Below are 25828 nucleotides of genomic sequence, written 5' to 3' on the forward strand. Positions count from 1 at the left end.
GGTAGTTCAGTTGGTTAGAATACCGGCCTGTCACGCCGGGGGTCGCGGGTTCGAGTCCCGTCCACTCCGCCACTTATTTGAGCGTCGTCTCAATAAACACGAATTACAGGGGTGTAGCTCCAATTGGCAGAGCAGCGGATTCCAAATCCGCGTGTTGGGAGTTCGAATCTCTCCACCCCTGCCATACTCTAAAGCCTCAGCAGTAATGCTGGGGCTTTTTTGCATCTGAAGAAAAGAGAAGCTGACTAGTTGGAAGAGTTGTCGATTCCTCTGATACCAAAGTATCGGGGGGATTGAAAGCTCATATCTCCGGGATATTGGTCCACTTCACCTATCCCCCATATTCATAAGCTCTGGCTTAGGTCAGGGGCTCTTTTATTCCTAACGTATAGTTTCGACGTCAGGTGTATGTTTATCCAACGAATATGGCATACCTTTGCTTCAGATAGTTTTATTTTCTAGTAATGTAATTACTAAATGTTGATGTATCGCGTTGCTCTTTCTGTTTTACCTTCGAATTTCATAACACTTTTTCTTCGTTATCGAGCACATCTGATTCACAATCTATTGAAAGGTCAGTGGTTACATTGGCTTGGATGATTACTGACTTGGTTCCTGTTATCATCATGCCTTAATGCTAATAATTAGGAAGTAAGTTTATGCCACATTTTCGATTCCGTGCTGTAGAGCCACAAGCTGTTCAGGCATTATCAAAACCCCTTACGGATGAACTTCAGCCTCTAATGGACTGTCCGCGTGAGGATTTTACTTTTGAGTATATCTACACTACGTTTTTCAATGAGGGTGAGGTGAGTGCTGCATATCCTTTTGTCGAAGTGCTTTGGTTCGACCGTGGTCAGGAAGTGCAAGATGAAGTTGCCAAGCTTATTACGCAACAAGTGCGCGGTATCGCTGGTGCCGATATTGATGTTGCAGTTATCTTTTCCGCCTTATCTCCTAAAGCTTATTACGATAATGGCGAACACTACTAAAGGTTAAAGGCTATGAGGCTGAGTTTCATTGTAACTTTGGGTTTATGTTTCTCAGCTTCAGTATGTTCTACTCCTTGGGAGTCTGCGGTTAATCCTACCCGAAACTCTTCCTCCTCTATTGGTAGTTATGCTAACGGTTGTTTAGATGGTGCATTACCCTTGCCTCTCGATGGCGTTGGTTATCAAGTCTTACGTAGTAAAACGAAGCGCTACTATGGGCACCCTAAAACGATAGAGTTTATTGAAAATCTGGCGCTTAAAGCTCACCAAAATCTCAACACCACTCTGCTGATTGGTGATTTGTCTTTACCTAGAGGTGGAAGGTTCTCCTCTGGTCATTCTAGTCATCAAACCGGGTTAGATATCGATATTTGGTTAAGACTTGCTGACCAACCGCTTTCTTATAACGAATTACAACTTCCTAAGCCCATGAGTGTGGTGGATTTAAAAGGTTATTCCATACTTAATCATCGCTGGGAAGAACGGCACTTTAAGCTAATTCGGTACGCTTCAAAAAGTAAGGATGTTGCACGAATTTTTGTACATCCTGTTATTAAGGAGCAACTTTGCTTGCAAGAAAACGGCAAAGATCGTTCTTGGTTACGTAAAGTACGTCCATGGTGGGGGCATCATTACCACTTTCACGTCAGGTTATCTTGTCCTGATTCGAGCGACTATTGTGTTGATCAAGCACCACCTCCAGTAGGTGATGGTTGCGGTGCTGAGCTTGCAAGTTGGGCCCCGAAAGCAAAACCTACTGATACCCCTCAACGGGTAAAAACAACCTCTAAGCCCAAACGAAAAAAAGTCGTTCCACCTCAATGCTTGCCGCTTATCAATCCTAATTAGTGTTACTCTTCAGGTTTATCTGTACTTGGTGATCTCTTTTATGAAACTGGAGAAACATCATACTTTTGTCTACATTGAATAGTACCAATACAAAAACTAACCCAATCAGTTTTGGGGACATATTATAGAAATCTAAATTAAACAAAGAGTTGTAGTATGGGTAAGTTGTAACTTCTCTGTTTAGAAAAAGATCTTTCGTCACGATACTCTGGTTTCTTAGCAATATGTCTGTCAGTTGGCTAAAAAGCGATAACAACGCAGACAAGTGTGTAAGGCAGGGATATACCCTTTTCCTGTTAGAAGAGTAAATCAAGGACAAAACCATGACTATGATTTGTGCAAAAGAATTTGCAGAGTGGTTAAGACACAGATTTAGCAGTGATACTAAAGGAGTCTCTTTGACTCGAGAGGATGTGAATCACCTGACTGGGCGTCAACGCCTTGATCCGGGTTTTGTTAATGATGTGCATTATGAGCTGATGCAATATGGAATGGCTTTCGTTACTGATACGAGCCGAGAAAACTTTTATTTAATACCTGTTTCTCAAGCGGAAAATTGGCGTGAGAGACTAGAGTATCATTTTGAAAAAGAGCTGTTCTGCAATATTATCCCTATTGAAAAATCAGGTTGAGAAAAGGTTCAACTTTGATGCCAAAGTTGAACCTAATTGCTCTTATGCTAACCCTTGAATAATCACGAATTTTTCAAGCAACTGCTCTTCAGTTTCGACATGGTTCGGATCAGTGATTATGCATTTTGTAATTGGACACACTGACTGACAGGTCGGCTTTTCGTAATGCCCCTTACACTCTGTACATAGCGCTGGATCAATTTCGAAAATGCTCTCTCCCATACTGATTGCCCCATTGGGGCATTCGGGATCACACATGTCGCAGTTAATGCATTTATCAGTAATGAGCAAGGCCATGGTTACTTACCAGTCGGGTTACGGGTGTCCTGCCCTGAGTTTAGATTACGCATTAATAGGCCATATTCTAAATCTAGCTCTGCTGGTACTGGAATGAATACAAAGTGACCGTTTCCTTTCGCGTCTTCAATAGACTCTGACTTGCGGTTTTCCATTGCCTCTAGCGTGAAAACAATATTGCCTTTTGGCGTCATTAGTTCAAGGCTATCACCGACAAGAAACTTATTTTTTACTTCTACTTCAGCCATGTCACCACGACGTTTGCCAGTGAATTCACCAACAAACTGTTGAGCATCAGAGACTGAGTAACCGTAATCGTAGTTTTGGTAAGTATCGTGTGTATGACGGCGTAGGAAGCCTTCAGTGTAGCCACGGTGAGCTAGGCTTTCTAGTGTACCCATTAGGCTTTCATCGAATGGTCGACCTGCTACAGCATCATCAATTGCTTTACGATAAACTTGAGCGGTACGTGCGCAGTAGTAGAACGATTTAGTACGACCTTCAATTTTCAATGAGTGAACACCCATCTTAGTTAAGCGTTCAACGTGCTGAACCGCTCGTAGGTCTTTAGAGTTCATGATGTAAGTACCATGCTCGTCTTCGTAAGCTGCCATTTTTTCTTCTGGACGGTGTGCTTCAGAAAGTAGAACGACTTCATCTGTTGGTTTGCCGCGACCAATTGTGGTTTCAGGACGCTCGTCTTGTACTTCGACAGGCTGTGCTTCCGTCGGGTCGAATTTCTCTACGATGTCACCAGCGTCGTTTTCTTTACCCTCTTCAACTTTGTATTCCCAGCGGCATGCGTTAGTGCAAGTGCCTTGGTTAGGGTCACGTTTATTGATATAGCCAGAAAGTAGGCAACGACCAGAGTAAGCCATGCATAATGCACCGTGAACGAATACTTCAAGCTCAGTTTCAGGGCAATGCTCACGAATTTCTTCGATTTCTTCTAGAGATAGCTCGCGAGAAACGATCACACGTTCCACGCCATTCGCTGCCCAGAACTTAACGGTCGCCCAGTTTACAGCGTTTGCTTGTACAGAAAGGTGAATTGGCATTTCTGGGAAAGCTTCACGAACCATCATAATTAGGCCTGGATCTGACATGATCAATGCGTCAGGACCCATCTCTACGATTGGCTTAAGATCACGGATGAACGTTTTTAGCTTCGAGTTGTGTGGTTGAATGTTACATACCACATAAAGCTTTTTGCCTAGGGCGTGGGCTTCATCGATACCGATTTTTAGGTTCTCGTGGTTAAACTCGTTGTTACGTACGCGAAGGCTGTAGCGAGGTTGGCCAGCGTAAACTGCATCTGCCCCGTAGGCGAATGCGTAACGCATGTTTTTCAGGCTGCCCGCTGGAGATAGTAGCTCAGGCACGAATGCTTTCTCAGTTGTCATTGCTCAATTCTCTTTTATCTGATCACAAGTCAGGCCAATTCCACCTAATGGAAATGGGGCGCAAATTTTACGTCAAAATGTGAATTGTGACTAGGGTAATTGTGCTTCAGATAGAAAAACGCCCTCAAAAAAAGTGAGGGCGTTATGGTTAACCTTTATACAATATTATGCGTTAGGATTCGGTAAGCCGCCTAGCGCATCGTATAAGTTGGGAAGGAAAGCACTGAACTCTCCACACATTAGAGAGAAGTCTGCATCAAATCGAGCTGCTTGATCTTCACGTGGAATATCATCGTTTTGATCTTTCAATTCATCAGAGAATTTTAGACGTTTGATGCCCGCATCTTCCGTCATAATGAACTCAATACGATCTTGCCAATTAAGCGCAAGTTTCGTCACGACTTTATCCGCAGCGATGTGGTTGCGGATTTCATCAGTGGTTAGCTCTTGCTTCTTACAGCGAATCACACCACCTTCTTCAAGTACGGATTTTAGCTCAGCTTCGTCCATCATGCTGATACCTTGAGGTGTGTCACCGCTTTTCACCCACTCGGTTAGCGTAGTTTCAATCGCCACTTCTGGAATAGCAGGAACAACAGGTAGACTACCCATGGTTTTACGAAGCAATGCTAATACATCTTCTGCTTTTTTATAGCTGCTTGCATCAACAAGGATAAAACCTTCTTTTGGCATGATGAGCACGTGAGTGTGGCTGCTGCGGCTGAATGCGCGCGGCAGTAAATCCATTACGATGTCATCTTTCAGGTTGTCTTTCTCTTTCTTCTTCAGAGGACGACCTTCTTGCGCTTCCATTGCTTCTACTTTTGCATTCAATGATTCTTTGATCACAGAGGCAGGTAGCATTTTCTCTTCTTTCTTGGCGCAAATCAGAATGCGGTTTTCTGACACGTGAGTCATCATATCGCCATGTCTACCCATTGCACTGACCCAGCCAAATTTCTGTTTGTCTTGACTGCCACACGGGGTGAATCGGAATTCAGACAGCTGAGTTTCTAGTTGTTCGGCGTTAAAAGTAACCTCGCGGTTAACGCGGTATACCAGACAGTTTTTAAACCACATAAATCTTCTCTAGGCTTGATGACAAGGGACTAATCATAGGGAATTTTTGTGCTGATGTCTTAATAGAAATGAAAAATATCCGAATGAACCTCAAAAGAAAGTTATATGAAAATTTGTTTTCAAAGGTCACAAAAGTGTCATAATTGGTAGTGATAATGCTTATGCATAGAGAGGCGCTTTGTCTCTTAAATTCATTAGCTCAACGAACATAAGGTTACTCAATTATGTCTAGAAGGATTCTGGTTGTTGAAGACGAAGCTCCTATTCGCGAAATGCTGTGCTTCGTACTTGAGCAGAAAGGTTACCAAGCGGTAGAAGCGGAAGATTATGATACTGCAGTAACCAAACTGGCTGAACCCTTCCCTGATTTAGTTTTACTGGATTGGATGTTACCAGGCGGTAGTGGCATTAACTTCATCAAACATATGAAGCGAGAGGAATTAACGCGCAACATTCCAGTTGTGATGCTTACCGCTCGTGGTGAAGAAGAAGATAAAGTGCGCGGTTTAGAAGTCGGTGCGGATGACTACATTACTAAGCCATTCTCTCCTAAAGAGTTGGTTGCACGCTTAAAAGCGGTGATTCGTCGCGTTACCCCGACTGCACTAGAAGATGTAATTGATGTACAGGGATTGAAGCTTGACCCTGTATCGCACCGTGTTACGGCTAATGATGCGCCATTAGACATGGGCCCAACAGAATTTAAGATGCTTCATTTTTTCATGACGCATCAAGAACGCGTATACAGCCGTGAGCAGCTATTAAACAATGTTTGGGGCACTAACGTGTATGTCGAAGACCGTACGGTCGATGTTCACATTCGCCGCCTGCGTAAAGCATTGGAAGCTGCAGGGCATGATAAGCTGATCCAAACTGTTCGTGGTGCTGGATATCGCTTCTCGACGAAGGCATAAATTAACACGCAGCTTATCGGTACCATTTCTGGAGTTATGAGTGGTTGAAAGATTAACGTGGAAAAAGCTGGCCTGGGAGCTGGCTTTTTTTTACACCCCATGGGTGATAGTAGGTTGGATATTCGGTTATATGCCGTGGTTGCTTTTGGCAGCTACGGCATTGCAGCTTGTGTGGCATTTGCATAACCAAGTACGTTTATCTTCTTGGTTATGGGATGAAAAACGCCTCACGCCACCGTCTGGTAGCGGTAACTGGGAATCTTTGTTCAATGGGTTGTATCGCTTACAACAGCGCCAACGCCGCAAACGAAAAGAGCTTACTAATCTTATTCGTCGATTCCGAAATGGTGCAGAATCGCTACCCGATGCGGTAGTGGTATTCCGTGCTGAAGGCAATATTGTTTGGTGCAACAAGCTGGCTCAGCACTTACTGGGCTTCCATTGGCCAGAAGATTCAGGTCAACCTATCTCCAATCTCATTCGTACACCTGATTTTATCAAGTACCTCAACAAGAAAGACTTTTCAGAGCCATTAGAAATGCGTTCACCACTCAATGTCGAACGCATGCTAGAACTACGTATCGTACCGTATACCGAAGGTGAACATTTGATGGTGGTGCGTGATGTTAGCCAGTTAAAACAACTTGAGGGAATGCGTCGCAACTTCTTTGCCAACGTATCTCATGAACTGCGTACACCAATGACGGTGCTACAAGGTTATCTTGAGATGACAGAAGATCCTGATATGGTCGTGGGTCCAATGTGGAGCAAAGCTCATGGTGTCATGACGGAGCAGCTCAACCGCATGAACAGTTTGGTGAACCAACTACTGACACTATCTAAAATTGAAGCGGCACCTATGCATGAACTTGAGGAAGTCGTGAATGTGCCTGCGATGCTTGAAGTGTTAGAAAAAGAGGCAGTTAGCCTTAGTGGGGACAATCAACATAAATTGAAATTTGATGTTGATGCTAGCCTACGCGTGTTGGGCGATGATGACCAGTTACGTAGTGCTATCTCTAACCTCGTTTATAATGCCGTCAAATACACGCCGCCTGGTGCAAACATTAATGTTCGCTGGTTCCAGACCTCTCAAGGCGCATGCTTAGAGGTGGAAGATAGTGGTGATGGTATTGAACCTCAGCACCTACACCGACTTACCGAGCGTTTTTATCGAGTGGATAAAGCAAGATCACGTGATACTGGTGGAAGTGGTTTAGGGCTAGCCATTGTAAAACACGCGCTGAGTCACCATGACTCTCATTTAGAAATTCACAGTGAAGTAGGTGTGGGCAGTAAGTTTTCTTTCGTATTGCCTGAGCGTTTGGTGGTGAAATAATGGCTTTACGATTGGCAAAAACATTCAGTTTATTCGCGCTTGTTTGTTCTTTTATGGCTGCCGCTCAAGATAAACCATTGCCGACTTATCATAAAACGACGGGGATTGTCGGGAACTTGCTCTCTGTTGGCTCCGATACACTTGCGGGTATGACAACGCTTTGGGTTGAAGAGTTTAAATCCATTTACCCGAATATTAATGCGCAAGTCCAAGCATCTGGCTCTTCTACTGCCCCTCCAGCATTGACCGAACAAACAGCGCAGTTTGGTCCCATGAGTCGCCCTATGCGTTTAAGAGAGGTTGAAGCATTTGAACGTGAACATGGCTATAAGCCAACGGCGCTTAGGGTAGCCATCGATGCAATCGGTATTTTTGTTCATCAAGATAACCCAATTCAAGGTCTTAACTTTAGTCAATTAGATGCTTTGTTTTCTGCCACGCTACGCTGTGGCGAAAGTCAATTTGTAACAAACTGGCAGCAACTCGGTCTTGAATCACAGTGGGCAAAGCGAAACGTCCAGTTGTTTGGTCGTAACTCCGTTTCTGGAACTTATGGTTACTTCAAAAGTAATGCCTTGTGTGGCGGCGATTTCAAGACCCGAGTTAACGAGCAGCCAGGCTCCGCGTCAGTTGTGCAAGCTGTAGCGTCAACCATCAGTGGAATTGGTTATTCCGGTGTCGGTTATCGAGTGGCAGGTGTGCGCTTAGTCCCTGTGGCTAAAATGGGAAATGACTACGTGACTCCAACGCGAGAACATATTGTTAGTGGTAAGTACCCACTATCACGTTACTTATATGTTTACGTGAATAAGCACCCTGATTACCCATTAACACCAATTGAAGCTGAATTTATTCGCTTTATCTTTTCTGCTCAGGGACAAGCGTTGGTTGAGAAAGATGGTTATGTGCCCATTACGGCAGATTTTGCAGAAGAAGAGTTAAAAAAAGTCGGCCTGTAAGCCGACTTTTTATTTAGGTATGGACTGTACGAGATCAGAAAGTGAGTGTCCACTTCGCGCTGTCCCAACGTTCTTGTTCTTCCTGTAAATCCGCGTGAAGTAATTTATTGTTTTCTAGCCATGCTTCATCTGTGCATGTGAGAATCCATTCGTCATTTTTGATAGATAAGGTGATATCAGGCAATGGATCTTCATTACGCTGCCCATTTAATACGATAGAAAGTCGTAATATTTTGATGAGGCTTATAACGTCACTCTGTTTATAGAGGTTGAAATCTGGTAGTTCTTGCAATTTGAGCGCTTTACGCTGGAAGCGAGCCAATGTTGCAAGCACTAATTGCTGCTCACGGTTGAAGCCTTGTAGGGTGGAGTGCAACAGAATATAAAAAGAGTGGCGATGGAAACTACGCAAGTTGATACTTAATCCGACTTCATGAAGCAACGCTGCCCACTCTAGTAAGTCAAATAATTCACTCTTTTTCTTAATGCCTAGTTCAGAGCGTACCTGACATAACATCTCACGTGCATGCCCCTTAACACGAGCGGCATGTTCTAAGTCGACTCGGTGCTTGTTGGCTAAATTTTCTGTGGTGCGCATGCGAATATCGGAGCGTGCAAAACGCTCTTCCATTTCGTACAACAGGCCTTCGCGTAGAGCACCATCGGAGAAAAACATTTGCTCAATGCGAAGCGCTTTGAAAATCGCGGACAAAATCGCTACGCCTGCTGCGAATACGGGTTTACGTTCTTCTGTTAGACCCGCCAGCTCAATATCTTCAATGGAATCAAATTTACACAGAGTTCCGATAAGTGTATCCAGTCGACTCGCTGTGATCAGGCCATCTTCAAAACCTAATCCTACTAGCACTTCTTGAATCGCTTTGATGGTTCCTGATGAGCCGAGAGCAATATCCCAGCCCTTTTTACGATATGTTGAAGCGATGGACTCGAGTTTTTGTTCGGCAGCTAACATCGCCTTGCTGAAGTTTTTTCCTGACAGTTTGCCGTTTTTAAAGTATTGCTCTGTAAAACTGACGCATCCCATCTGTTTACTGTTGAGAAGCTCAGGCTCAAATTCTTGTCCAATAATCATCTCGGTACTGCCGCCTCCGATATCGATGACTAGTTTGGAGTTGGATTCTACTTGAGTGTGCGCGACGCCTAAGTAAATCAGGCGGGCTTCTTCTTCTCCAGGGATAATTTCTATTGGGAAAGGCATCACTTCTTTCGCACGCTCGATGAAAAGGTGGGCATTTTTAGCGCGTCTTAGTGTGTGTGTGGCGGCGATACGTACATTTGACTCATCAAGCCCTTGCAACCTTTCAGCGAACATGGCTAAGCATTCTAGCGCACGCTCCATTGCGGCGTGACTTAAGTTCAATTCACTGTCGAGTCCTGATGCTAAGCGAACACGTTGTTTATGACGACTAACCAGTTGTAGGTCACTGCCGACAACTTTGGCCACCACCATATGGAAACTGTTTGAGCCGAGGTCTATCGCGGCAATGTAGCGAGTATCTTGTTCAAGTATTTGAGGCATCTGAATTTTGTTTTCTAGTTTGCTTTTCTATATTTTTAAGATAGTCATAGATAGCGATTTGAGAGCGAACTTTTTTGCGATTACCTCGTGGTACGTAAGCGTTACTCATTTCTTTATCTATTAAACGAGCCTTTACTGTATCGGTAAAATGGATATTCGTTATATCAATAATTCTCTGTTTCAAACGTGGATCACGGACTGGTACTGCTACCTCGATACGGTGATCAATATTTCTTGTCATCCAGTCTGCGGAGGAGATATAAACTTGCGGATCGCCATCATTGTGGGTGATCACCACGCGAGGGTGCTCAAGAAAGCGGTCAACAATACTGATGATGCGAATATTGTCGCTGATCCCCTCAATGCCCGGTACTAATGAGCACATGCCTCGAATGATCATGTTTATTTTTACACCGGAAGTACTTGCTCCATAAAGCTTATTGACGATGCCTTTATCGACTAGGTTATTGACCTTGATCGTAAGAGCGGCTTTTTTCCCTAGCTTGGCATTCGCAATTTCATTATCGATTAAGCGGTAGATTTGGGTTCGAGAATTACGAGGAGATACCATAAGGTGATTGAACTTCACTGGTCGGTATGGATTCTCAATGTAACCGAAGACATTACGGACTTCATTAGTGATTTCTTGATCTGCCGTAAGCAGGGAGAAGTCGGTATAAATTCGTGCTGTCTTCTCATGGAAGTTGCCTGTGCCGATGTGTGCGTAGCGAATAATTTCTTCACCTTCGCGGCGGCTAATCATCAGTAGCTTTGAGTGAATCTTAAGACCAGGCGCACCAAAGATGACGTGCACACCCGCTTCGGTTAATACTTTTGACCATTCGATATTGGCTTCTTCATCAAAGCGAGCTTGCAGTTCGACGACCACAGTGACATTTTTGCCGTTGTGCACTGCATCAATTAAAGAGTTCATCAAGCGAGAATCTTTCGCGACGCGATAAATGTTAATCTTGATACTAAGTACTTTGGGATCGAAGGAGGCTTGGCGCACTAACTCACTAATGTGGTCAAAAGTGTGGTAGGGATAATAGAGCAGAATATCTTTCGCTTTAATCGCGTCAAAGCTGTTGGCATAACCTTCGAAATCGGCACATTTCATTGGCGGGAGAGGTTTATTTTCAAGATACTCTCGTCCAACATTTGGAAAGCCGATGAAGTCTTTAAAGTTGTGATAGCGTCCGCCGGGGATAAGGTTATCGTAGTTAGAGATATTAAGTTTGTTACACAGAAACTCTAACATTTGAGGCGGCATATCGCGTTCGTAGACGAAGCGAACGGGCTTTGCTGTCAGTCGCTGATTGACACCCTCTGACATTTGTTCAAGCAAGCTGTACTCGATTTCATTGCGTAAATCGTATTCAGCGTCACGCGTCATTTTCATCGCATAGCCGCTAAGCTCATCATAATCAAAAAAGCCTTTGAACAGCTCGTCCAAACAGTGGCGGATAATATTATCAAGTAAGATGATGGTTTTTCGACGCTTTCCTTTCTGTTCTGGTACCATCACAAAGCGGGGAAGGTGATCGGTCGGAATTTCGATCAGAGCGTACTGGTAATGTTCTTCTTTACGCAGTTCCACGGCGATGTAAGCGTACTCGTCTTTGAGAAATTGCAGAACATCGATCTCGTCTTTCATTAGGAGGGGAGTGATATGCGGCATTACCTCTCTACGGAAGTATTTCGCGATCCACTTTTGTTGCGATTCATCCAGTTGTTGTTCGTTGACCAAGAAAATGCGACGTCGCGCCATTTCTCGAATCAACTCGCTGTAAAGCTCATCAAATTGTTCGTTAAGCTTTAGTGCTTTCGACTGCATTTTGGTTAACAGTCGTTTAGGGCTATCACTGCCACCGCGCTCTTGGCTGATTAGGATTCTGCGCTTCACGTCCGCAAAGCGTACTTTGTAAAATTCATCTAAATTGTTGGAAAAGATCCCAAGAAAGCGAATACGTTCGATCAAAGGGACGGTTTTATCGGCAGCTTCTTGTAATACTCGTTCGTTGAAAGACAACCAACTCAGTTCTTTTTCTATATATAGTTTTTCTGCGCTCATAACCTTACCTAGCCAAAAGTGAAGTATTACGTACTCATCTTGGAAAAATGGATGAGTGAGAACATTATGAGATTTTCATTACAGATTTATTTCATACCACGCATTGCATAAGAGTTGTATTCTTTTCAGGTGTTTAATGTGATCTGTAATATAATTGTCATCTTAACGACATATTCTAGTACTAAGTCAAAAAAGGTAGAGATTTAAATGGCACAAGCCGAGTTTTCATTGCAGGAAAAAGATAAGAAACGACTGATAAAAGATCGTTTAGTTCGACTTGCAGTGACATCCGGTGGTGTCGGCGTACTCGCGGCGCTTATTTTGATCTTTGTCTACCTCGCCATGGTGATCATTCCGCTTTTTTCTGATGCGGAGATCAAAACCAACCAAGCCATTCGAGCCACTCATATTGAAACACCACTTGCGATTTCAGTGGATGATTACGCTCAGCTCGCGTTCGTTCTAACCCAAAGTGGTGAGATTCAATATTTGTCGATGGACGATCCTACGAAACCTGCGGTGTATACACAGCAAATCGCCCAGAAACCCGTCGCTTTCTCTCAATCTGCTCCTGGGCTAGGTTGGTATGGATTTGTTGATGGGCAGGGTAAAGCGAACCTTTTCAAGCCAGAATTTAATGCCACGTTGAGAGAAAATACACGTCCTCCGGAAGTGATTGAGCTAGACACCAGCATGGATCTGACACTAAGTACGCCTCAAGATCCTGTGACTCAGTTTGTATTTGCAGCTTCGACGCCCTTACCAACGGTTGTTTGGCAGATGCAAAGTGGTGAAGTGAAAGCTCGCTGGCAAGTGGCTTCGTCTTTGGGTACGTCTCCTACAACGATCGATTTTACGTTCTCTTCAGGCTTTAATACGCCTCAGCAAATGTTGTTGACACCTGACGGTGAAACGCTTTATTTGCGCGATGGCTCTGAGTTGATCGTGTTAAAGAAAACCGCACGTAAATTTGCTGTGCGAGAGGTGGTCGATCTCACTCAAGGTGATAAGAAGCATTCCGTTCGTACGATAGACTTATTGGCTGGTGCTTACTCGCTTTTGGTGACGCACAACGATGGTCGGGTGTCGCAATGGTTTGATACGCTGCAAGAAGAAAAACGCACGTTAACACATATTCGTGATTTTAAATTGGCATCAGAGCTTAAGTATTTGTTGCCGGATTCTCATCGAAAAGGATTTTATAGCTTTTACACCAACGGCACGTTGCAAAGCCATTATACAACCAGTGAAAAACTGGTGTTGTTTAAGCGTGCGTACAATCAAGCGCCCGCAATCGCAGCAATGTCTAACAATGAGCGCTACTTAATCACTTGGCAAAATAATGCGTTAAATGTTGCGGAAGTGGACAATGCCTATCCGGAAATTTCATTGTCTTCATTATGGCAAGAAGTGTGGTACGAAGGGTATCCTGAGCCTGAATTTGTGTGGCAATCGACTTCGGCGAGCGATAACTTTGAGGCTAAGTTCAGCCTAGTACCTATTGCGTTTGGAACGATAAAAGCGGCGATGTTTGCGATGCTGTTTTCAGTACCGCTCGCAGTGCTAGGTGCTATTTATACGGCTTACTTTATGTCGCCACGCATGCGTCGTGTCGTAAAACCGTCGATTGAGCTAATGGAAGCACTGCCGACGGTGATCATTGGTTTCCTCGCGGGATTGTGGTTCGCGCCTATTGTCGAAGATCATTTGATTACGATCGTCGTTATGCTGTTTGTTTTGCCCTTGAGCACCATGATTATGGGCGGGCTATGGGCATTAATACCGCAACCTTTGCGGAATCGTCTGCCTAATGGTTGGCATGCTTTAGTGCTCATGCCTGTCATATTGGTACTGATTGGGCTTGGAGTGTGGATTTCGCCTACGATTGAGCAGACGTTCTTTGGTGGCGATATGCGCTTATTCTTAACCGAGCATGGTATTGGTTACGATCAACGCAATGCATTGGTGGTGGGGCTAGCGATGGGGTTTGCTGTTATCCCGACGATTTTTACCATTGCCGAAGATGCTATTTTCTCTGTACCGAAGCATTTATCGGATGGCTCTTTGGCATTAGGGGCCACGCCTTGGCAAACTTTAATCTATGTTGTCTTGCTTACTGCAAGCCCAGGTATTTTTTCTGCCATTATGATGGGCCTGGGACGCGCTGTTGGCGAAACCATGATTGTGTTAATGGCAACGGGCAATACGCCATTAATGGATTGGAATATTTTGGAAGGATTGCGCAGCCTGTCGGCGACCATCGCCGTTGAGTTGCCAGAGTCGGAAGTTGGAAGTTCGCATTATCGCCTGCTGTTCCTAGCTGCATTGATTTTGTTTGTGTTTACGTTTGCAGTAAACGCGCTTGCGGAGTGGGTTCGTCAGAGACTGAGAGATAAGTACCGTGCGTTGTAATAATGGTTTGAATAAAGAGCGAGTAATAACGTGTTAAATTGGATTCGTTCTGGCGCACCGTGGATATGGCTAACAGGCGGTGCAGTCAGCATCAGTTTGTTGTCGGTATTAGGGTTGTTACTCCTTATCGGCTGGAAAGGCCTGACTTACTTTTGGCCAGCGCCCTTGTATCAGTGGAATGTTGCAGCGCTGACTCCTGTACAAGGTGAAGTGCTACATGAAAATACTATTCTGATTGGTCAAGTGTATGAGCGCAGCTTTGTACCGAAGAGTTATTTGCCTGAAAGCGCAGCACAACAGTTAGAAGACGATGAAGATTTTGCCACGCGACTCAACATCAAAATCGCTAACCGAGAGTTGTATCCCGCCGATTTTATCTCCGTATTGCAAATGCAGTTGGATGAGCCCACGACGCCAAAAGAGTGGGCGGTGATAGAGCGCAGTAGCGGTGGTTATTTCTTTGGTAAGCTGGTGGCGTTTCAAGATGGCGATAATATATACACCAGTGATATTCAATCGATACTAAATAAAAAGCTTGATGATGCAGAAACTCTGCGCCATGAGATTGATTCTTTGGTGGTCGATCAGCTTAAAGAGCTTGGTTGGAAGCTAGAGCAGTTGCGATTAGAAAAGCGCAAGCATGAATTGAATGACACGCTGACAGAAAGCTTCTTAAAGGAAAATCAGACGAAAAAAGAGCAGATAGAAAAAGCGCTTGCGACGTTAGATTTGCAACTTGATGGTTTACGACTTCAGCTCTCTGACTATGCCTTGATTGTCGAGGATATGACGGGGTCACAAGTATCGATTCCGCTCGAAGATATTTTGGACTACTGGTATCCAAACCAAATGTCACTGCCTGATAAAGTCATGCATTGGGGAAAACAGGTTTGGAAGTTTTTATCTGAAGATCCAAGAGAGTCTAACTCCGAAGGAGGCGTGTTCCCTGCGATATTTGGTACGGTTTTCTTAGTACTCATCATGTCGATCATTGTGATGCCACTCGGGGTGATCGCCGCTATCTATCTACATGAATACGCTAAGAATAACGCTCTAACCAGAGTTATTCGTATTGCGGTTATAAACCTAGCGGGTGTTCCATCGATTGTTTATGGCGTGTTTGGTTTAGGTTTCTTCGTTTATACGATTGGTGCCTCTATCGACAACGTATTCTATGCGGAGAAGCTACCGGCACCAACCTTTGGTACGCCGGGTTTGTTATGGTCTGCACTAACTCTTGCCGTGCTGACGCTTCCAGTTGTGATTGTGACTACTGAAGAAGGTTTAACTCGTATTCCGAGCTCAGTACGACATGGTTCTCTGGCGCTTGGTGCAACTCAGTTCGAAACACTATGGCGTGTGGTTTTACCTATGGCGACGCCAGCTATTATCACAGGTTTGATCCTTGCGATTGCACGTGCAGCTGGCGAAGTAGCGCCACTGATGCTGGTGGGGGTCGTGAAATTGGCATCCAGTTTACCGGTTGACGGACAATTCCCTTATGTGCATTTGGATAGAAAGTTCATGCATTTAGGTTTTCACATTTACGATGTTGGCTTTCAAACCTCCAACATCGAAGCGGCGCGACCATTAGTTTATGCTACCTCTTTCTTACTCGTGACAGTGATTGTCGGGCTAAACTTAACAGCAATCAGTATTCGCAATAATTTACGAGAAAAATACAGAACGTTAGGACAAGATTAAGTATGTTTAATTTTGATAGTACATTAGGTTATGAGCCACCATTGGATGTTCATAATTTAACGGATGAACAAACAGCCATCTCAATCGAGAACCTTAATCTGTTCTATGGTCAAACTCAGGCGCTGCATGATATTTCGATGCGAATTCCCAAAGGGCGAGTCACCGCTTTTATCGGTCCTTCAGGGTGTGGAAAGTCGACGTTATTACGTTGCATCAATCGTATGAACGACTTAGTGGAAGGGTGTCGAGTCACAGGTAAAGTGCGTCTCCATGGCAAGAATGTTTATCATCCTAATGTCGATGTTGCGACACTTCGACGCCGAGTGGGAATGGTGTTTCAAAGACCCAATCCATTTCCTAAGTCTATTTATGAAAACGTAGTTTATGGCTTACGCTTACAAGGTGTAAAAAACAGCCGCAGTTTAGATGACGCAGTGGAGCGATCCTTGCGCTCGGCGGCGTTGTGGGATGAGGTAAAAGACCGCTTGCATGAGAACGCATTTGGCTTATCTGGTGGTCAGCAACAGCGCTTGGTCATTGCGCGCGCGGTGGCGATTGAGCCGGAAGTCCTGTTATTGGACGAGCCAACATCAGCGTTGGATCCAATCTCAACTTTAACTATTGAAGAGCTTATCAATGAGCTGAAGACTCAATATACTGTGGTTATCGTTACCCATAACATGCAACAAGCGGCGAGAGTGAGCGATCATACTGCATTCATTCATATGGGTAAGTTAATTGAATACTCTGACGCGGACTCGATCTTCACTTCGCCAATGAAGAAACAGACCGAAGATTACATTACGGGTCGCTACGGTTAAGTCGCGACTCTATACGGAATAAGGAACATCATGCACTTTGGACGTCATATTTCAGGACAATTTAACGTAGAGCTAGAATCGATTCGTACTCATGTATTAACCATGGGAGGCTTGGTAGAGCAGCAGCTTTCGTATTCTATTCAAGCCTTGCATAAAGAAGACATCGAACTGGCGCGTAAGGTTGTGCGTGACGATCATAAAGTGAATGCGATGGAAGTCTCGATCGATGACGCCTGTACACGCATTATTGCTAAGCGTCAGCCAACGGCAAAAGACTTGCGCTTAATCATGGCTATCATCAAAACGATCACGGATTTAGAACGCATCGGTGATGTGGCGACACGCATTGCTTACGTTGCCATTGAAAGCCCATCATCAAAAGAACGACAATTCCAAGTGTCGTTAGAGCCTCTCTGCCGTCAGGCAATTAATATGCTGCATCAGGTTCTAGATGCGTTTGCCCGCATGGATGTAGAAGCGGCAGCAGAGGTGCATAAACAAGATGACAAACTAGACGCCGAGTATGAAGCGGTGATTCGTCAGTTGATGACTTACATGATGGAAGATCCAAAAAATATCCCTAATATTCTTCAAGTGATGTGGTCGGCACGCGCGATTGAACGCGTGGGGGACCGCTGCCAGAACATCTGTGAATACATTATTTACTTCGTGAAAGGGAAAGATGTACGCCATCTAGGTGATCAAAGTATTGATGACGTACTGAAGTAACTGACTTCAATAAATAGACCAGCTTTTAGGCTGGTCTATTTATTAGAGAGAAGGAAAGCACGTCAATATTTATCAGGAACGAAGGTCTGATCATCAATGGGCGCTCTGACGTAACCTTCTTTATTGAGTTCAGGTAATTCGATGGGTGAGTACTCAAGTGCTTTGTAATCAATCTGGCTTAGTAAATGACTGATACAGTTCAAGCGCGCTTTCTTTTTGTCATCAGAAGGGACGACCCACCAAGGGCAGTTTTTCGTGTCTGTATAGGCAAACATCTTATCTTTTGCTTCCGAATACTCCGCCCAGCGATGACGTGACTCTAAATCCATTGGGCTGAATTTCCAACGTTTGATCGGCGTATTAATTCGACCTAGAAAACGTTTTTCCTGCTCTTCGTCTGAAACCGAAAACCAATACTTAATCAGAATAATCCCAGAGCGTTGCAACATTCTCTCGAATTCAGGGCAAGAGCGTAAAAACTCCTCGTATTCGTCTGGAGTACAGAACCCCATGACTTTTTCGACACCTGCTCGGTTATACCAACTTCGGTCAAATAAAACGATTTCACCAGCAGATGGTAAATGAGCGACGTAACGTTGGAAGTACCATTGCGTTTTTTCTTTTTCTGTCGGTGCAGGCAGAGCCACAACGCGACAAACACGCGGGTTTAGCTTTTCTGTAATTCGCTTTATCACTCCGCCTTTGCCCGCAGCATCACGTCCTTCAAACAGAACCACCACTTTTAACCCTTTGTGTTTGACCCACTCTTGAAGTTTTACGAGCTCAACTTGAAGGTTTTTGAGCTCCTTTTCGTATTCCTTTTTCTTCAATTTAGACATACACCTTTCCTCACTCCTTGATAAACAATATGTTAGCACTCAAAAGCTATGCGCGTGAGGTTACGGTCGTCTATTTGAGAGCTGCTACGACATCGGTAATGGCTTGTGTACTTGTGATGGGGATTAAAAAATCATCGACATCGGATGCGCCCATTTTGCTTTGTTCAGCAACAAAGGTCATTTGGCTAGGGCGTGTGGTTTTGCCTGACAGATGGATTTCAGGAACTTGAGTGTCTTCTACTAACGCACGTACGTTACTCGCATTAACGCCAGCCCCCGCCATGATTGCTATGCGCCCTTGGGCTTGATTAACCAAAGCTCTAAGCACATCGATCCCTTGTGGTGCTGAAGGCGCAAGACCGGAGGTTAAAATACGTTCACAACCTAAGCTGATCACTTCTTCCAAAGTTTTTTCAGCGTCACGACACTGGTCAAAGGCACGATGGAAGGTTACGCCTAAGCCAATCGCTTGAGCAAATTCACACAGCGCAGCCGAGTAAGGCATGTGGATATCCCCCTCTTGGGTGAGTACACCGAGAACCACACCATCCAAGCCCGATTGGTGAGCCGCTTCAATATCCCAACGCATCATTTCGATCTCTTCTTCACTGTAGAAGAAGTCACCTTGGCGTGGGCGAATCATGGCATAAACAGGAATGGTCGAAAGCTTAGCGGCTTGGTGCATAAAGCCATAACTGGGTGTTAGTCCGCCTAAAGCCAAAGAGGAGCAAAGCTCAATCCGAGTGGCGCCGCCAGCAATGGCGTAGTGCAGAGATTCAATATTATCGATACAGACTTCTAGGTGAGTAACCACGTTCATTCATCCTGCTAACGTTACAAATAGGTGTTGTGGCTAAGATATTAACAGGGCAAGTAAGCAGAATCTGTATGGAGGGGATGATAAATAGAGGTAAAGTTTACGCTGAAGCGTTACCTCATTTTGGCGGTTTATCTGAAGGAAAAAGAAAGCCCAGAGCAGAGGCTCTGGGCTTTGATAGGACTTTACTTAGACTGATTGGCGTTTGCGGTTTTCCGCATTAGCTTTTTGCTTTATATACATCCAACCATCACACCCGTTGAGCTAGGGTGAAGGTCTATTATTTTTTGCCTAGGTCAGCTGCGTGCTCAGATAGGAACGCTGCAACACCTTTTGGAGATGCGTCCATACCTGCTTTACCTTCTTCCCATTGTGCAGGACATACTTCGCCGTGCTTCTGGTGGAAGTTAAGAGCGTCAACCATGCGTAGCATTTCGTCGATGTTACGGCCTAGTGGTAGGTCGTTAACTACTTGGTGACGTACAACGCCTTCTTCGTCGATTAGGAAAGAACCACGGAAAGCAACGCCTGCTTCTGGGTGCTCAACGTCGTAAGCTTTACAGATTTCGTGCTTAACGTCAGCAACTAGTGGGTACTTAACTTGACCGATACCGCCATCTTCGATAGCAGTGTTACGCCATGCGTTGTGAGAGAACTGAGAATCGATAGAAACACCGATTACTTCAACACCTTTAGCTTGGAAGTCAGCTAGACGGTTGTCGAATGCGATTAGCTCAGATGGGCAAACGAAAGTGAAATCTAGTGGGTAGAAGAATACTACTGCTTTCTTACCTTTAGTGAACTCTGCAAAGTTGAAGTTTTCAACGATTTCACCGTTACCTAGAACAGCTGCTGCAGTAAAATCAGGGGCTTGACGACCTACTAGTACCATTTTTTTTGCTCCTAAAAAGTATGGTTAGCTCCAAACCGAATTCAGTTGTGTCGGTTTGGTTCGTGTTTGTACGAGACAAACTATAGTACAGATTGTAGTATTGAAAAAAGCGAAATAAATAGATTGAGTTAATCGAAAAAAACGATAATAACAAAACTCTTAACTCGATCACTGGAACGGCGGTAGATACAAATACAATTATGAATAAATGGCCCAGTTTGAAGCAGTTACACTATTTAGTCACACTGCATGAAACAAGACATTTTAGTGACGCTGCAGAGCGTTGTTTTGTCAGTCAGTCGACTTTAAGTAAGGGTATTCAAAACTTAGAGGAATTGATTGGTTGTCCCTTATATGAAAAGAAAGATAAGAAAAGTCCACTGGTTTTTACCCAAACAGGAGAAATGGTAGTAAAGCAGGGGCGAGAGCTGCTAGCAAAAGGGCAAGATTTGGTCGAGCTTGGACGTATGTGCCAAGGCGACGATATGCAAGGCCAGCTAAAAGTAGGATGCATACCAACAATTGCTCCGTTTTTACTGTGTGATTTGGTACAAGAGGTGAACTACCGTTTCCCACAACTGACCCTTTTATTAAGAGAAGACACGACGACAAACTTACTCCAAGCGCTCAGACATGGTGAGCTGGATGTGCTTATTTTAGCGTTACCAGTCGAAATTGATGGGATGGAAAGCCGAGTAGTGGGTAAGGATCCGTTTCGAATGGTTATAAGCGCTAATCAAGCCCAATCGGTCCCTGTGCCGATTCGTTACGCGGATTTACCTGACGAATCCGTCTTTCTACTAGAGAAAGAACATTGCTTAACGGAACATGCGGTATCAGCGTGTAAATTAACAGACAAAGAAAAAATCAATCCGTTTACGGCAACCAGCCTCCATACACTGGTGCAAATGGTTGCGAATGGTTTGGGAACAACGTTCATTCCTCAAATGGCTATCGACCATGGCTTGCTGCATAACCAGAATTTAGTCGTGATCGATCCTCCTGGTAAACAAGCTTATCGCGAAATCGGCTTAGTTTGGCGTCCGAGCTCGTCAAGAACGAAAACATTTAATCAACTTGCAGAAGTCGTTTCAGAGCTGCTTTAGCTATTAGTATTAGCCCTTACTTCTCCATTATTTATCTAAAAGCGCACTGGAAACAGTGCGCTTTCTAGTATTTTATTCTGTTGGTAAACTTTGACTTGTAAAATTTTACAGCTCTTCTTTGATGAAGCTTTCATAAAATTGTGAAATTTCACAATGTTAATTTTACACAAAGCCCTGCATACCTTGTTTGACCCCTGTTTAAATCCATCTCTTCAGCCCTTGTGAATACAAGGTGTTTGTTTACCAGTCTATATTCATACGCTTGTTTGAAATGATAAAACGACTTTAAATTTAATGTAATTTTATTACGTAATAACTTACAAAATAAGGCGCTTGATAGATGGTTTTTACCTTGCGGAATAAAACTTTGAATTTTCTGTTTTGTTTATATTAGGGGTTTCACTAAACCCTTTGTTGATATAGCTTATTTAAAGGCCGATACGACTTATGTCTAGATTGAAAATACACGTAGCATTACGCAATCTATCGGCATGGCTAGACGAGTTGAACACAAAGTTAAAGGATGTAATTTGTTGTTCATAACTTACAAATGTAGCTTTACGCTGACTGCCCAAGATTGATAAAGCACGTTAAGGATGAATGATTATGCTTGCTCAGACAGAACAAAAAACACAACAACTAAAGCAAACCCAAGGCATGCTTGAGGTGAATGGAGTCGTTGCTCCAGAACATCAAGCAATTTTCCCTGTTGAAGCCCAAACCTTTTTATCTCTACTGTGTGAAAAATTTGCCGGACGCGTTGAACAGTTGCTGGAAGCAAGAGAAGAGAAGCAAGCACGTATTGATGCTGGTGAGCTACCAGATTTTCTACCAGAGACACAAGACATCCGTGAAGGAAGTTGGAAGATCCTAGGAATCCCACAAGATCTGCAAGATCGCCGTGTGGAGATTACCGGACCAACTGACCGCAAGATGGTGATTAACGCACTGAATGCGAATGTAAAAGTGTTCATGGCAGACTTCGAAGATTCAATGTCTCCTGCATGGAGTAAAGTGCTGGATGGTCAAATTAACTTGCGCGATGCTGTTAATGGCACCATCAGTTACACCAATCCTGGCAATGGCAAACATTATCAGCTGGAAGATGACCCAGCGGTGTTGATCTGCCGTGTTCGCGGCCTTCATTTAAAAGAAAAACACGTTACGTGGCACGGTCAGATCATTCCAGGTGCGCTATTCGATTTCGCTCTGTATTTCTATAACAACTACAAAGCGTTACTTCAAAAAGGCAGTGGCCCTTATTTCTACCTTCCAAAACTGCAATCGCATCACGAAGCGAAGTGGTGGAGCGAAGTGTTCCATTTCACGGAAGACTACTTCGGTTTGGATACAGGCACCATCAAAGCGACTGTGCTGATTGAAACCTTACCAGCGGTATTCGAAATGGACGAGATTCTGTTCTCGCTTAAAGAACACATCGTTGGTTTGAACTGTGGTCGCTGGGATTACATCTTTAGCTATATCAAAACATTGAAAAAACACTCAGACCGAGTACTGCCAGATCGCCAAGTGGTAACGATGGACAAGCCATTCTTAAACGCTTACTCGCGATTATTGGTACGTACTTGCCATAAACGAGGTGCTTTCGCGATGGGAGGAATGGCCGCATTTATCCCAGCTAAAGACCCGAAAGAGAATCAAAAAGTATTAGACAAGATCCAGACTGACAAATCGTTAGAAGCTAACAACGGCCACGACGGTACTTGGGTGGCTCATCCAGGTTTGGCTGACACTGCTATGGAAGTCTTTAGTGCTGTGCTGGGTGAACGCACCAACCAGTTGGATGTGAGCCGTGCAGAGGATGCGCCTATTACAGCCGCTGAACTGCTTGAGCCTTGTGAAGGCGAGCGCACTGAAGGCGGAATGCGCCACAATATTCGCGTTGCGCTGCAATACATCGAAGCTTGGATTTCTGGCAATGGTTGTGTGCCGATTTACGGACTGATGGAAGACGCAGCAACGGCAGAAATCTCACGCGCCTCTATCTGGCAATGGATTCAACACGGCAAGTCGCTAGACAACGGATTAAAGGTCACTAAAGAGCTGTTCGAGCTCTATCTCAAAGAGGAGATTGAAGTCGTGAAGCAAGAAATTGGCGAGCAGCGCTACCATGCGGGTCGATTTGAAGAAGCAGCAGACTTAATGGCAAGGCTCACGACGAGCGATGAACTGACCAACTTTTTGACAGTTCCTGGTTATGACTACCTGGATTAATAAAGAATAACTGTAACACCAATAACGTGAAGGATTTTCAAGGCAGATAGGGAAGTACTGCCTGAGAACGGAAACTCAACGCACACGCATAAAGTGCAAATTATAAAGAGGGATAGACCAATGACTAACTTAACTCGCCGCCAACAAATTGAAGCTCTGGAAAAAGACTGGGTAACTAACCCACGCTGGAAAAATGTGAAGCGTACTTACACTGCCGAGGAAGTGGTGGAACTGCGTGGCTCTATGGTGCCTGCAAACACAATTGCACAACGTGGTGCAGACAAACTTTGGTCACTGGTCAACGGTAGTGCGAAAAAAGGTTACGTAAACTGTCTTGGTGCGCTAACGGGTGGTCAAGCCGTTCAACAAGCTAAGGCAGGTATTGAAGCGATCTATCTGTCAGGCTGGCAGGTAGCGGCGGATAACAACACCGCTTCGACGATGTATCCAGACCAATCTCTTTACCCAGTAGATTCTGTACCGTCAGTAGTAAAGCGTATCAACAACTCATTCCGTCGTGCAGACCAAATTCAGTGGGCTGCTGGTAAGACGCCTGAAGATGAAGGTGGTATTGATTACTTCCTACCTATCGTAGCGGATGCTGAAGCGGGCTTTGGTGGTGTGCTTAACGCTTACGAACTAATGAAATCGATGATCGAAGCCGGTGCCGCGGGCGTTCACTTTGAAGACCAGTTAGCATCGGTGAAAAAGTGTGGTCATATGGGGGGTAAGGTATTAGTTCCTACGCAAGAAGCGGTACAAAAGCTCGTTGCAGCTCGTTTGGCTGCTGACGTAGCGGGAACAACAACATTAGTTATTGCTCGTACTGATGCGAATGCGGCGGATCTCATTACTTCAGATTGCGACCCATATGATAAAGACTTTATTGAAGGTGAGCGTACTCAAGAAGGTTTCTACCGCGTTCGCGCGGGTATCGACCAAGCGATTTCTCGCGGTCTGGCTTACGCACCATATGCAGACTTGATTTGGTGTGAAACGGCTACGCCATGTTTGGAAGAAGCACGTAAGTTTGCAGAAGCAATTCACGCTGAATACCCAGATCAATTGTTGGCGTACAACTGCTCGCCTTCATTCAACTGGGAGAAAAACCTAGATGCAGAAACCATTGCTAAGTTCCAACAAGAGCTTGCAGACATGGGCTACAAGTACCAATTCATCACGCTAGCAGGCATTCACAACATGTGGTTCAACATGTTTGAACTGGCACACGCTTACGCTCAAGGTGAAGGTATGCGTCATTATGTTGAGAAAGTTCAGCGTCCTGAATTCCAAGCAGCTGAAAAAGGCTATACGTTTGTTGCGCACCAACAAGAAGTAGGTACAGGTTACTTCGATAGAATGACCAATACTATCCAAGGTGGTAACTCTTCAGTGACAGCATTGACAGGTTCGACCGAAGAAGACCAATTCTAATTGGCAGAGAAACACTTCCTTAATCAGCGTCAGTAATGGCATTTTGAGCGGCAACCCTGCCGCTCTTTTTTCGTTTAACCGGTGTAAAAACGAAACTTACAACAAAGAGAATACGCTTGCGTACTACTCTTCCTGCTCGATTTCTTCAGGTTCCACTTCTTCTTGCAGTTCCAATAAGTTAATCGCAATCGTCACGAAGTCACTATCAGTAATAATGCCGACCAATCGACCTTTGGTGACAACAGGTAGACAGCCAACTTTATGCTTTTGCATATAGATAGCGCTCTCTTTGAGCCCCGCGATAGGCTCTGCCGTCATGATATTGGTGTGCATCATTTCGTAGAGCGGTGTGTCTAAAGTAAAAGATTGTTCAGCCTCATCTGGGTGCAAGCTCGATTCTTGAGCAGCAAGAATGTCGCGTTGAGTCACCAAGCCTTGTAAGTGGTTATTGGCATCAACAACCGGAATGTGTCGAATATCAAGCGCATCCATCATGCTTTTTGCATCACGCAAGGTGTGCGTGCGCAGTAAGGTATGAGGATTACGAGTCATCATGTCTTCAACCTTGATCATAGAGACCTCCAGCGGCATTGTCCTTCTCTTAAATATAGAGAATATTTTTCTGTATATCTGGGAGCTAACTCGTTTTTCATCAATTAAATAGCACAATGCTGATGGGCTGCGTAATCTGTGTTTTATTGGTGTTTTTATTAATTTGAATAAGTCGGTTTGTGTGCGAGTCAGTTGGCATTTTTAGTTG

The 25828-nt window shown here is 44.4% G+C and carries 21 protein-coding genes, 1 tRNA gene and 2 pseudogenes; 15 read left to right on the top strand and 9 right to left on the bottom strand.

Annotated features, from left to right (window positions below):
* The first annotated feature begins 107 nt into the window (after window positions 1–107).
* The 4 genes from R7E42_RS15900 to R7E42_RS15915 all read left to right on the top strand — a co-directional run bounded on the left by R7E42_RS15900 (window position 108) and on the right by R7E42_RS15915 (window position 2473).
* A tRNA-Trp gene (locus tag R7E42_RS15900) sits at window positions 108–184 on the top strand.
* A 475-nt stretch (window positions 185–659) separates the two neighbouring features.
* On the top strand, window positions 660–992 hold the full coding sequence (locus R7E42_RS15905) for a DUF1904 domain-containing protein (protein ID WP_005381768.1): 333 nt from the start codon (window positions 660–662) through the stop codon (window positions 990–992).
* Between the two features lie 12 nt (window positions 993–1004).
* Entirely contained in the window at window positions 1005–1841 is an 837-nt protein-coding gene (mepA, locus tag R7E42_RS15910; protein WP_005381766.1) for a penicillin-insensitive murein endopeptidase, read from the top strand.
* 323 nt (window positions 1842–2164) lie between these two features.
* Window positions 2165–2473 carry a hypothetical protein gene (locus R7E42_RS15915; protein ID WP_005381765.1) on the top strand — a complete coding sequence of 103 codons (309 nt, stop codon included), beginning with the start codon at window positions 2165–2167 and terminating at the stop codon, window positions 2471–2473.
* Window positions 2474–2515: 42 nt separating this feature from the next.
* On the opposite strand, the gene R7E42_RS15920 is transcribed toward R7E42_RS15915, so the two are convergent.
* From R7E42_RS15920 to rdgC, 3 genes are all read right to left on the bottom strand, one after another.
* A complete protein-coding gene (locus tag R7E42_RS15920) occupies window positions 2516–2770 on the bottom strand; it encodes a YfhL family 4Fe-4S dicluster ferredoxin (protein ID WP_005381763.1) in 255 nt (84 codons plus the stop codon).
* Between the two features lie 2 nt (window positions 2771–2772).
* Window positions 2773–4173 carry a tRNA 5-hydroxyuridine modification protein YegQ gene (yegQ, locus tag R7E42_RS15925; protein WP_005381754.1) on the bottom strand — a complete coding sequence of 467 codons (1401 nt, stop codon included), beginning with the start codon at window positions 4171–4173 and terminating at the stop codon, window positions 2773–2775.
* Between the two features lie 165 nt (window positions 4174–4338).
* Window positions 4339–5253: a recombination-associated protein RdgC gene (gene rdgC, locus R7E42_RS15930; protein ID WP_005381753.1), complete on the bottom strand. Its 915-nt coding sequence runs from the start codon at window positions 5251–5253 to the stop codon at window positions 4339–4341.
* A gap of 224 nt (window positions 5254–5477) precedes the next feature.
* Between rdgC and phoB the strand changes: the two genes are divergently transcribed.
* The 3 genes from phoB to R7E42_RS15945 are packed head-to-tail and all read left to right on the top strand — an operon-like array spanning window position 5478 to window position 8465.
* Window positions 5478–6167, top strand: coding sequence for a phosphate regulon transcriptional regulator PhoB (gene phoB, locus R7E42_RS15935; protein WP_005381752.1), 690 nt, complete (start codon window positions 5478–5480; stop codon window positions 6165–6167).
* Window positions 6168–6207: 40 nt separating this feature from the next.
* Window positions 6208–7506 (top strand): phosphate regulon sensor histidine kinase PhoR, encoded by a 1299-nt coding sequence (gene phoR, locus R7E42_RS15940; protein ID WP_005383667.1) that lies wholly within the window; start codon window positions 6208–6210, stop codon window positions 7504–7506.
* Entirely contained in the window at window positions 7506–8465 is a 960-nt protein-coding gene (locus R7E42_RS15945) for a PstS family phosphate ABC transporter substrate-binding protein (RefSeq protein ID WP_042521153.1), read from the top strand. Before phoR ends, R7E42_RS15945 begins: the two co-directional genes overlap by 1 nt.
* Before the next feature lie 34 nt (window positions 8466–8499).
* Here R7E42_RS15945 and ppx read toward each other — a convergent pair whose 3' ends face one another.
* Both ppx and ppk1 read right to left on the bottom strand, forming a co-directional pair.
* Window positions 8500–10005: an exopolyphosphatase gene (gene ppx / locus R7E42_RS15950; RefSeq protein ID WP_054576950.1), complete on the bottom strand. Its 1506-nt coding sequence runs from the start codon at window positions 10003–10005 to the stop codon at window positions 8500–8502.
* A complete protein-coding gene (ppk1, locus tag R7E42_RS15955; RefSeq protein ID WP_005381748.1) occupies window positions 9989–12079 on the bottom strand; it encodes a polyphosphate kinase 1 in 2091 nt (696 codons plus the stop codon). Before ppk1 ends, ppx begins: the two co-directional genes overlap by 17 nt.
* A 207-nt stretch (window positions 12080–12286) precedes the next feature.
* Between ppk1 and R7E42_RS15960 the strand changes: the two genes are divergently transcribed.
* The 5 genes and pseudogenes from R7E42_RS15960 (at window position 12287) to phoU (ending at window position 17745) form a co-directional block, all read left to right on the top strand.
* On the top strand, window positions 12287–14491 hold the full coding sequence (locus R7E42_RS15960) for an ABC transporter permease subunit (RefSeq protein ID WP_054576949.1): 2205 nt from the start codon (window positions 12287–12289) through the stop codon (window positions 14489–14491).
* A gap of 30 nt (window positions 14492–14521) precedes the next feature.
* A pseudogene (locus tag R7E42_RS25955) lies at window positions 14522–14753 on the top strand (phosphate ABC transporter, permease protein PstA); the annotation flags it as partial.
* A 65-nt stretch (window positions 14754–14818) separates the two neighbouring features.
* Window positions 14819–16195: pseudogene (pstA, locus tag R7E42_RS15965) on the top strand (phosphate ABC transporter permease PstA); the annotation flags it as partial.
* 2 nt (window positions 16196–16197) lie between these two features.
* A complete protein-coding gene (pstB, locus tag R7E42_RS15970; RefSeq protein ID WP_005381745.1) occupies window positions 16198–17016 on the top strand; it encodes a phosphate ABC transporter ATP-binding protein PstB in 819 nt (272 codons plus the stop codon).
* A gap of 30 nt (window positions 17017–17046) precedes the next feature.
* Window positions 17047–17745: a phosphate signaling complex protein PhoU gene (gene phoU, locus R7E42_RS15975; protein WP_238966672.1), complete on the top strand. Its 699-nt coding sequence runs from the start codon at window positions 17047–17049 to the stop codon at window positions 17743–17745.
* A gap of 62 nt (window positions 17746–17807) precedes the next feature.
* On the opposite strand, the gene ppk2 is transcribed toward phoU, so the two are convergent.
* From ppk2 to R7E42_RS15990, 3 genes are all read right to left on the bottom strand, one after another.
* The gene (ppk2, locus tag R7E42_RS15980) at window positions 17808–18584 is read right to left on the bottom strand and encodes a polyphosphate kinase 2 (RefSeq protein ID WP_005381743.1); all 777 of its coding nucleotides are present in this window, start codon (window positions 18582–18584) and stop codon (window positions 17808–17810) included.
* 70 nt (window positions 18585–18654) lie between these two features.
* Window positions 18655–19398 carry a copper homeostasis protein CutC gene (locus tag R7E42_RS15985; RefSeq protein WP_372052165.1) on the bottom strand — a complete coding sequence of 248 codons (744 nt, stop codon included), beginning with the start codon at window positions 19396–19398 and terminating at the stop codon, window positions 18655–18657.
* Between the two features lie 283 nt (window positions 19399–19681).
* The gene (locus R7E42_RS15990; protein ID WP_005381738.1) at window positions 19682–20293 is read right to left on the bottom strand and encodes a peroxiredoxin C; all 612 of its coding nucleotides are present in this window, start codon (window positions 20291–20293) and stop codon (window positions 19682–19684) included.
* A gap of 200 nt (window positions 20294–20493) precedes the next feature.
* On the opposite strand from R7E42_RS15990, the gene R7E42_RS15995 reads away from it, so the two are divergent.
* The 3 genes from R7E42_RS15995 to aceA all read left to right on the top strand — a co-directional run bounded on the left by R7E42_RS15995 (window position 20494) and on the right by aceA (window position 25068).
* On the top strand, window positions 20494–21399 hold the full coding sequence (locus tag R7E42_RS15995; protein ID WP_005381736.1) for a hydrogen peroxide-inducible genes activator: 906 nt from the start codon (window positions 20494–20496) through the stop codon (window positions 21397–21399).
* A 606-nt stretch (window positions 21400–22005) separates the two neighbouring features.
* The gene (gene aceB, locus R7E42_RS16000; RefSeq protein WP_017820561.1) at window positions 22006–23634 is read left to right on the top strand and encodes a malate synthase A; all 1629 of its coding nucleotides are present in this window, start codon (window positions 22006–22008) and stop codon (window positions 23632–23634) included.
* 120 nt (window positions 23635–23754) lie between these two features.
* Window positions 23755–25068 carry an isocitrate lyase gene (gene aceA, locus R7E42_RS16005; protein WP_318072815.1) on the top strand — a complete coding sequence of 438 codons (1314 nt, stop codon included), beginning with the start codon at window positions 23755–23757 and terminating at the stop codon, window positions 25066–25068.
* A gap of 123 nt (window positions 25069–25191) precedes the next feature.
* On the opposite strand, the gene R7E42_RS16010 is transcribed toward aceA, so the two are convergent.
* Window positions 25192–25641 carry a CBS domain-containing protein gene (locus R7E42_RS16010; protein WP_017820562.1) on the bottom strand — a complete coding sequence of 150 codons (450 nt, stop codon included), beginning with the start codon at window positions 25639–25641 and terminating at the stop codon, window positions 25192–25194.
* Window positions 25642–25828 lie beyond the last annotated feature (187 nt).

This window comes from Vibrio sp. Vb1337 (genome assembly GCF_033338715.1).
Taxonomy (GTDB): domain Bacteria; phylum Pseudomonadota; class Gammaproteobacteria; order Enterobacterales; family Vibrionaceae; genus Vibrio; species Vibrio alginolyticus.

What these genes read in the sequence shown, in the direction of transcription:
- ppk2 (WP_005381743.1), bottom strand. Translation starts at nt 18,584, where the DNA reads ATGTCTAAATTGAAGAAAAAGGAATACGAAAAGGAGCTCAAAAACCTT.
- phoB (WP_005381752.1), top strand. Translation starts at nt 5,478, where the DNA reads ATGTCTAGAAGGATTCTGGTTGTTGAAGACGAAGCTCCTATTCGCGAA.
- mepA (WP_005381766.1), top strand. Translation starts at nt 1,005, where the DNA reads ATGAGGCTGAGTTTCATTGTAACTTTGGGTTTATGTTTCTCAGCTTCA.
- R7E42_RS15920 (WP_005381763.1), bottom strand. Translation starts at nt 2,770, where the DNA reads ATGGCCTTGCTCATTACTGATAAATGCATTAACTGCGACATGTGTGAT.
- aceB (WP_017820561.1), top strand. Translation starts at nt 22,006, where the DNA reads ATGCTTGCTCAGACAGAACAAAAAACACAACAACTAAAGCAAACCCAA.
- R7E42_RS15905 (WP_005381768.1), top strand. Translation starts at nt 660, where the DNA reads ATGCCACATTTTCGATTCCGTGCTGTAGAGCCACAAGCTGTTCAGGCA.
- R7E42_RS16010 (WP_017820562.1), bottom strand. Translation starts at nt 25,641, where the DNA reads ATGATCAAGGTTGAAGACATGATGACTCGTAATCCTCATACCTTACTG.
- ppx (WP_054576950.1), bottom strand. Translation starts at nt 10,005, where the DNA reads ATGCCTCAAATACTTGAACAAGATACTCGCTACATTGCCGCGATAGAC.
- ppk1 (WP_005381748.1), bottom strand. Translation starts at nt 12,079, where the DNA reads ATGAGCGCAGAAAAACTATATATAGAAAAAGAACTGAGTTGGTTGTCT.
- R7E42_RS15995 (WP_005381736.1), top strand. Translation starts at nt 20,494, where the DNA reads ATGAATAAATGGCCCAGTTTGAAGCAGTTACACTATTTAGTCACACTG.
- yegQ (WP_005381754.1), bottom strand. Translation starts at nt 4,173, where the DNA reads ATGACAACTGAGAAAGCATTCGTGCCTGAGCTACTATCTCCAGCGGGC.
- R7E42_RS15915 (WP_005381765.1), top strand. Translation starts at nt 2,165, where the DNA reads ATGACTATGATTTGTGCAAAAGAATTTGCAGAGTGGTTAAGACACAGA.
- phoU (WP_238966672.1), top strand. Translation starts at nt 17,047, where the DNA reads ATGCACTTTGGACGTCATATTTCAGGACAATTTAACGTAGAGCTAGAA.
- R7E42_RS15990 (WP_005381738.1), bottom strand. Translation starts at nt 20,293, where the DNA reads ATGGTACTAGTAGGTCGTCAAGCCCCTGATTTTACTGCAGCAGCTGTT.
- R7E42_RS15960 (WP_054576949.1), top strand. Translation starts at nt 12,287, where the DNA reads ATGGCACAAGCCGAGTTTTCATTGCAGGAAAAAGATAAGAAACGACTG.
- aceA (WP_318072815.1), top strand. Translation starts at nt 23,755, where the DNA reads ATGACTAACTTAACTCGCCGCCAACAAATTGAAGCTCTGGAAAAAGAC.
- pstB (WP_005381745.1), top strand. Translation starts at nt 16,198, where the DNA reads ATGTTTAATTTTGATAGTACATTAGGTTATGAGCCACCATTGGATGTT.
- R7E42_RS15945 (WP_042521153.1), top strand. Translation starts at nt 7,506, where the DNA reads ATGGCTTTACGATTGGCAAAAACATTCAGTTTATTCGCGCTTGTTTGT.
- rdgC (WP_005381753.1), bottom strand. Translation starts at nt 5,253, where the DNA reads ATGTGGTTTAAAAACTGTCTGGTATACCGCGTTAACCGCGAGGTTACT.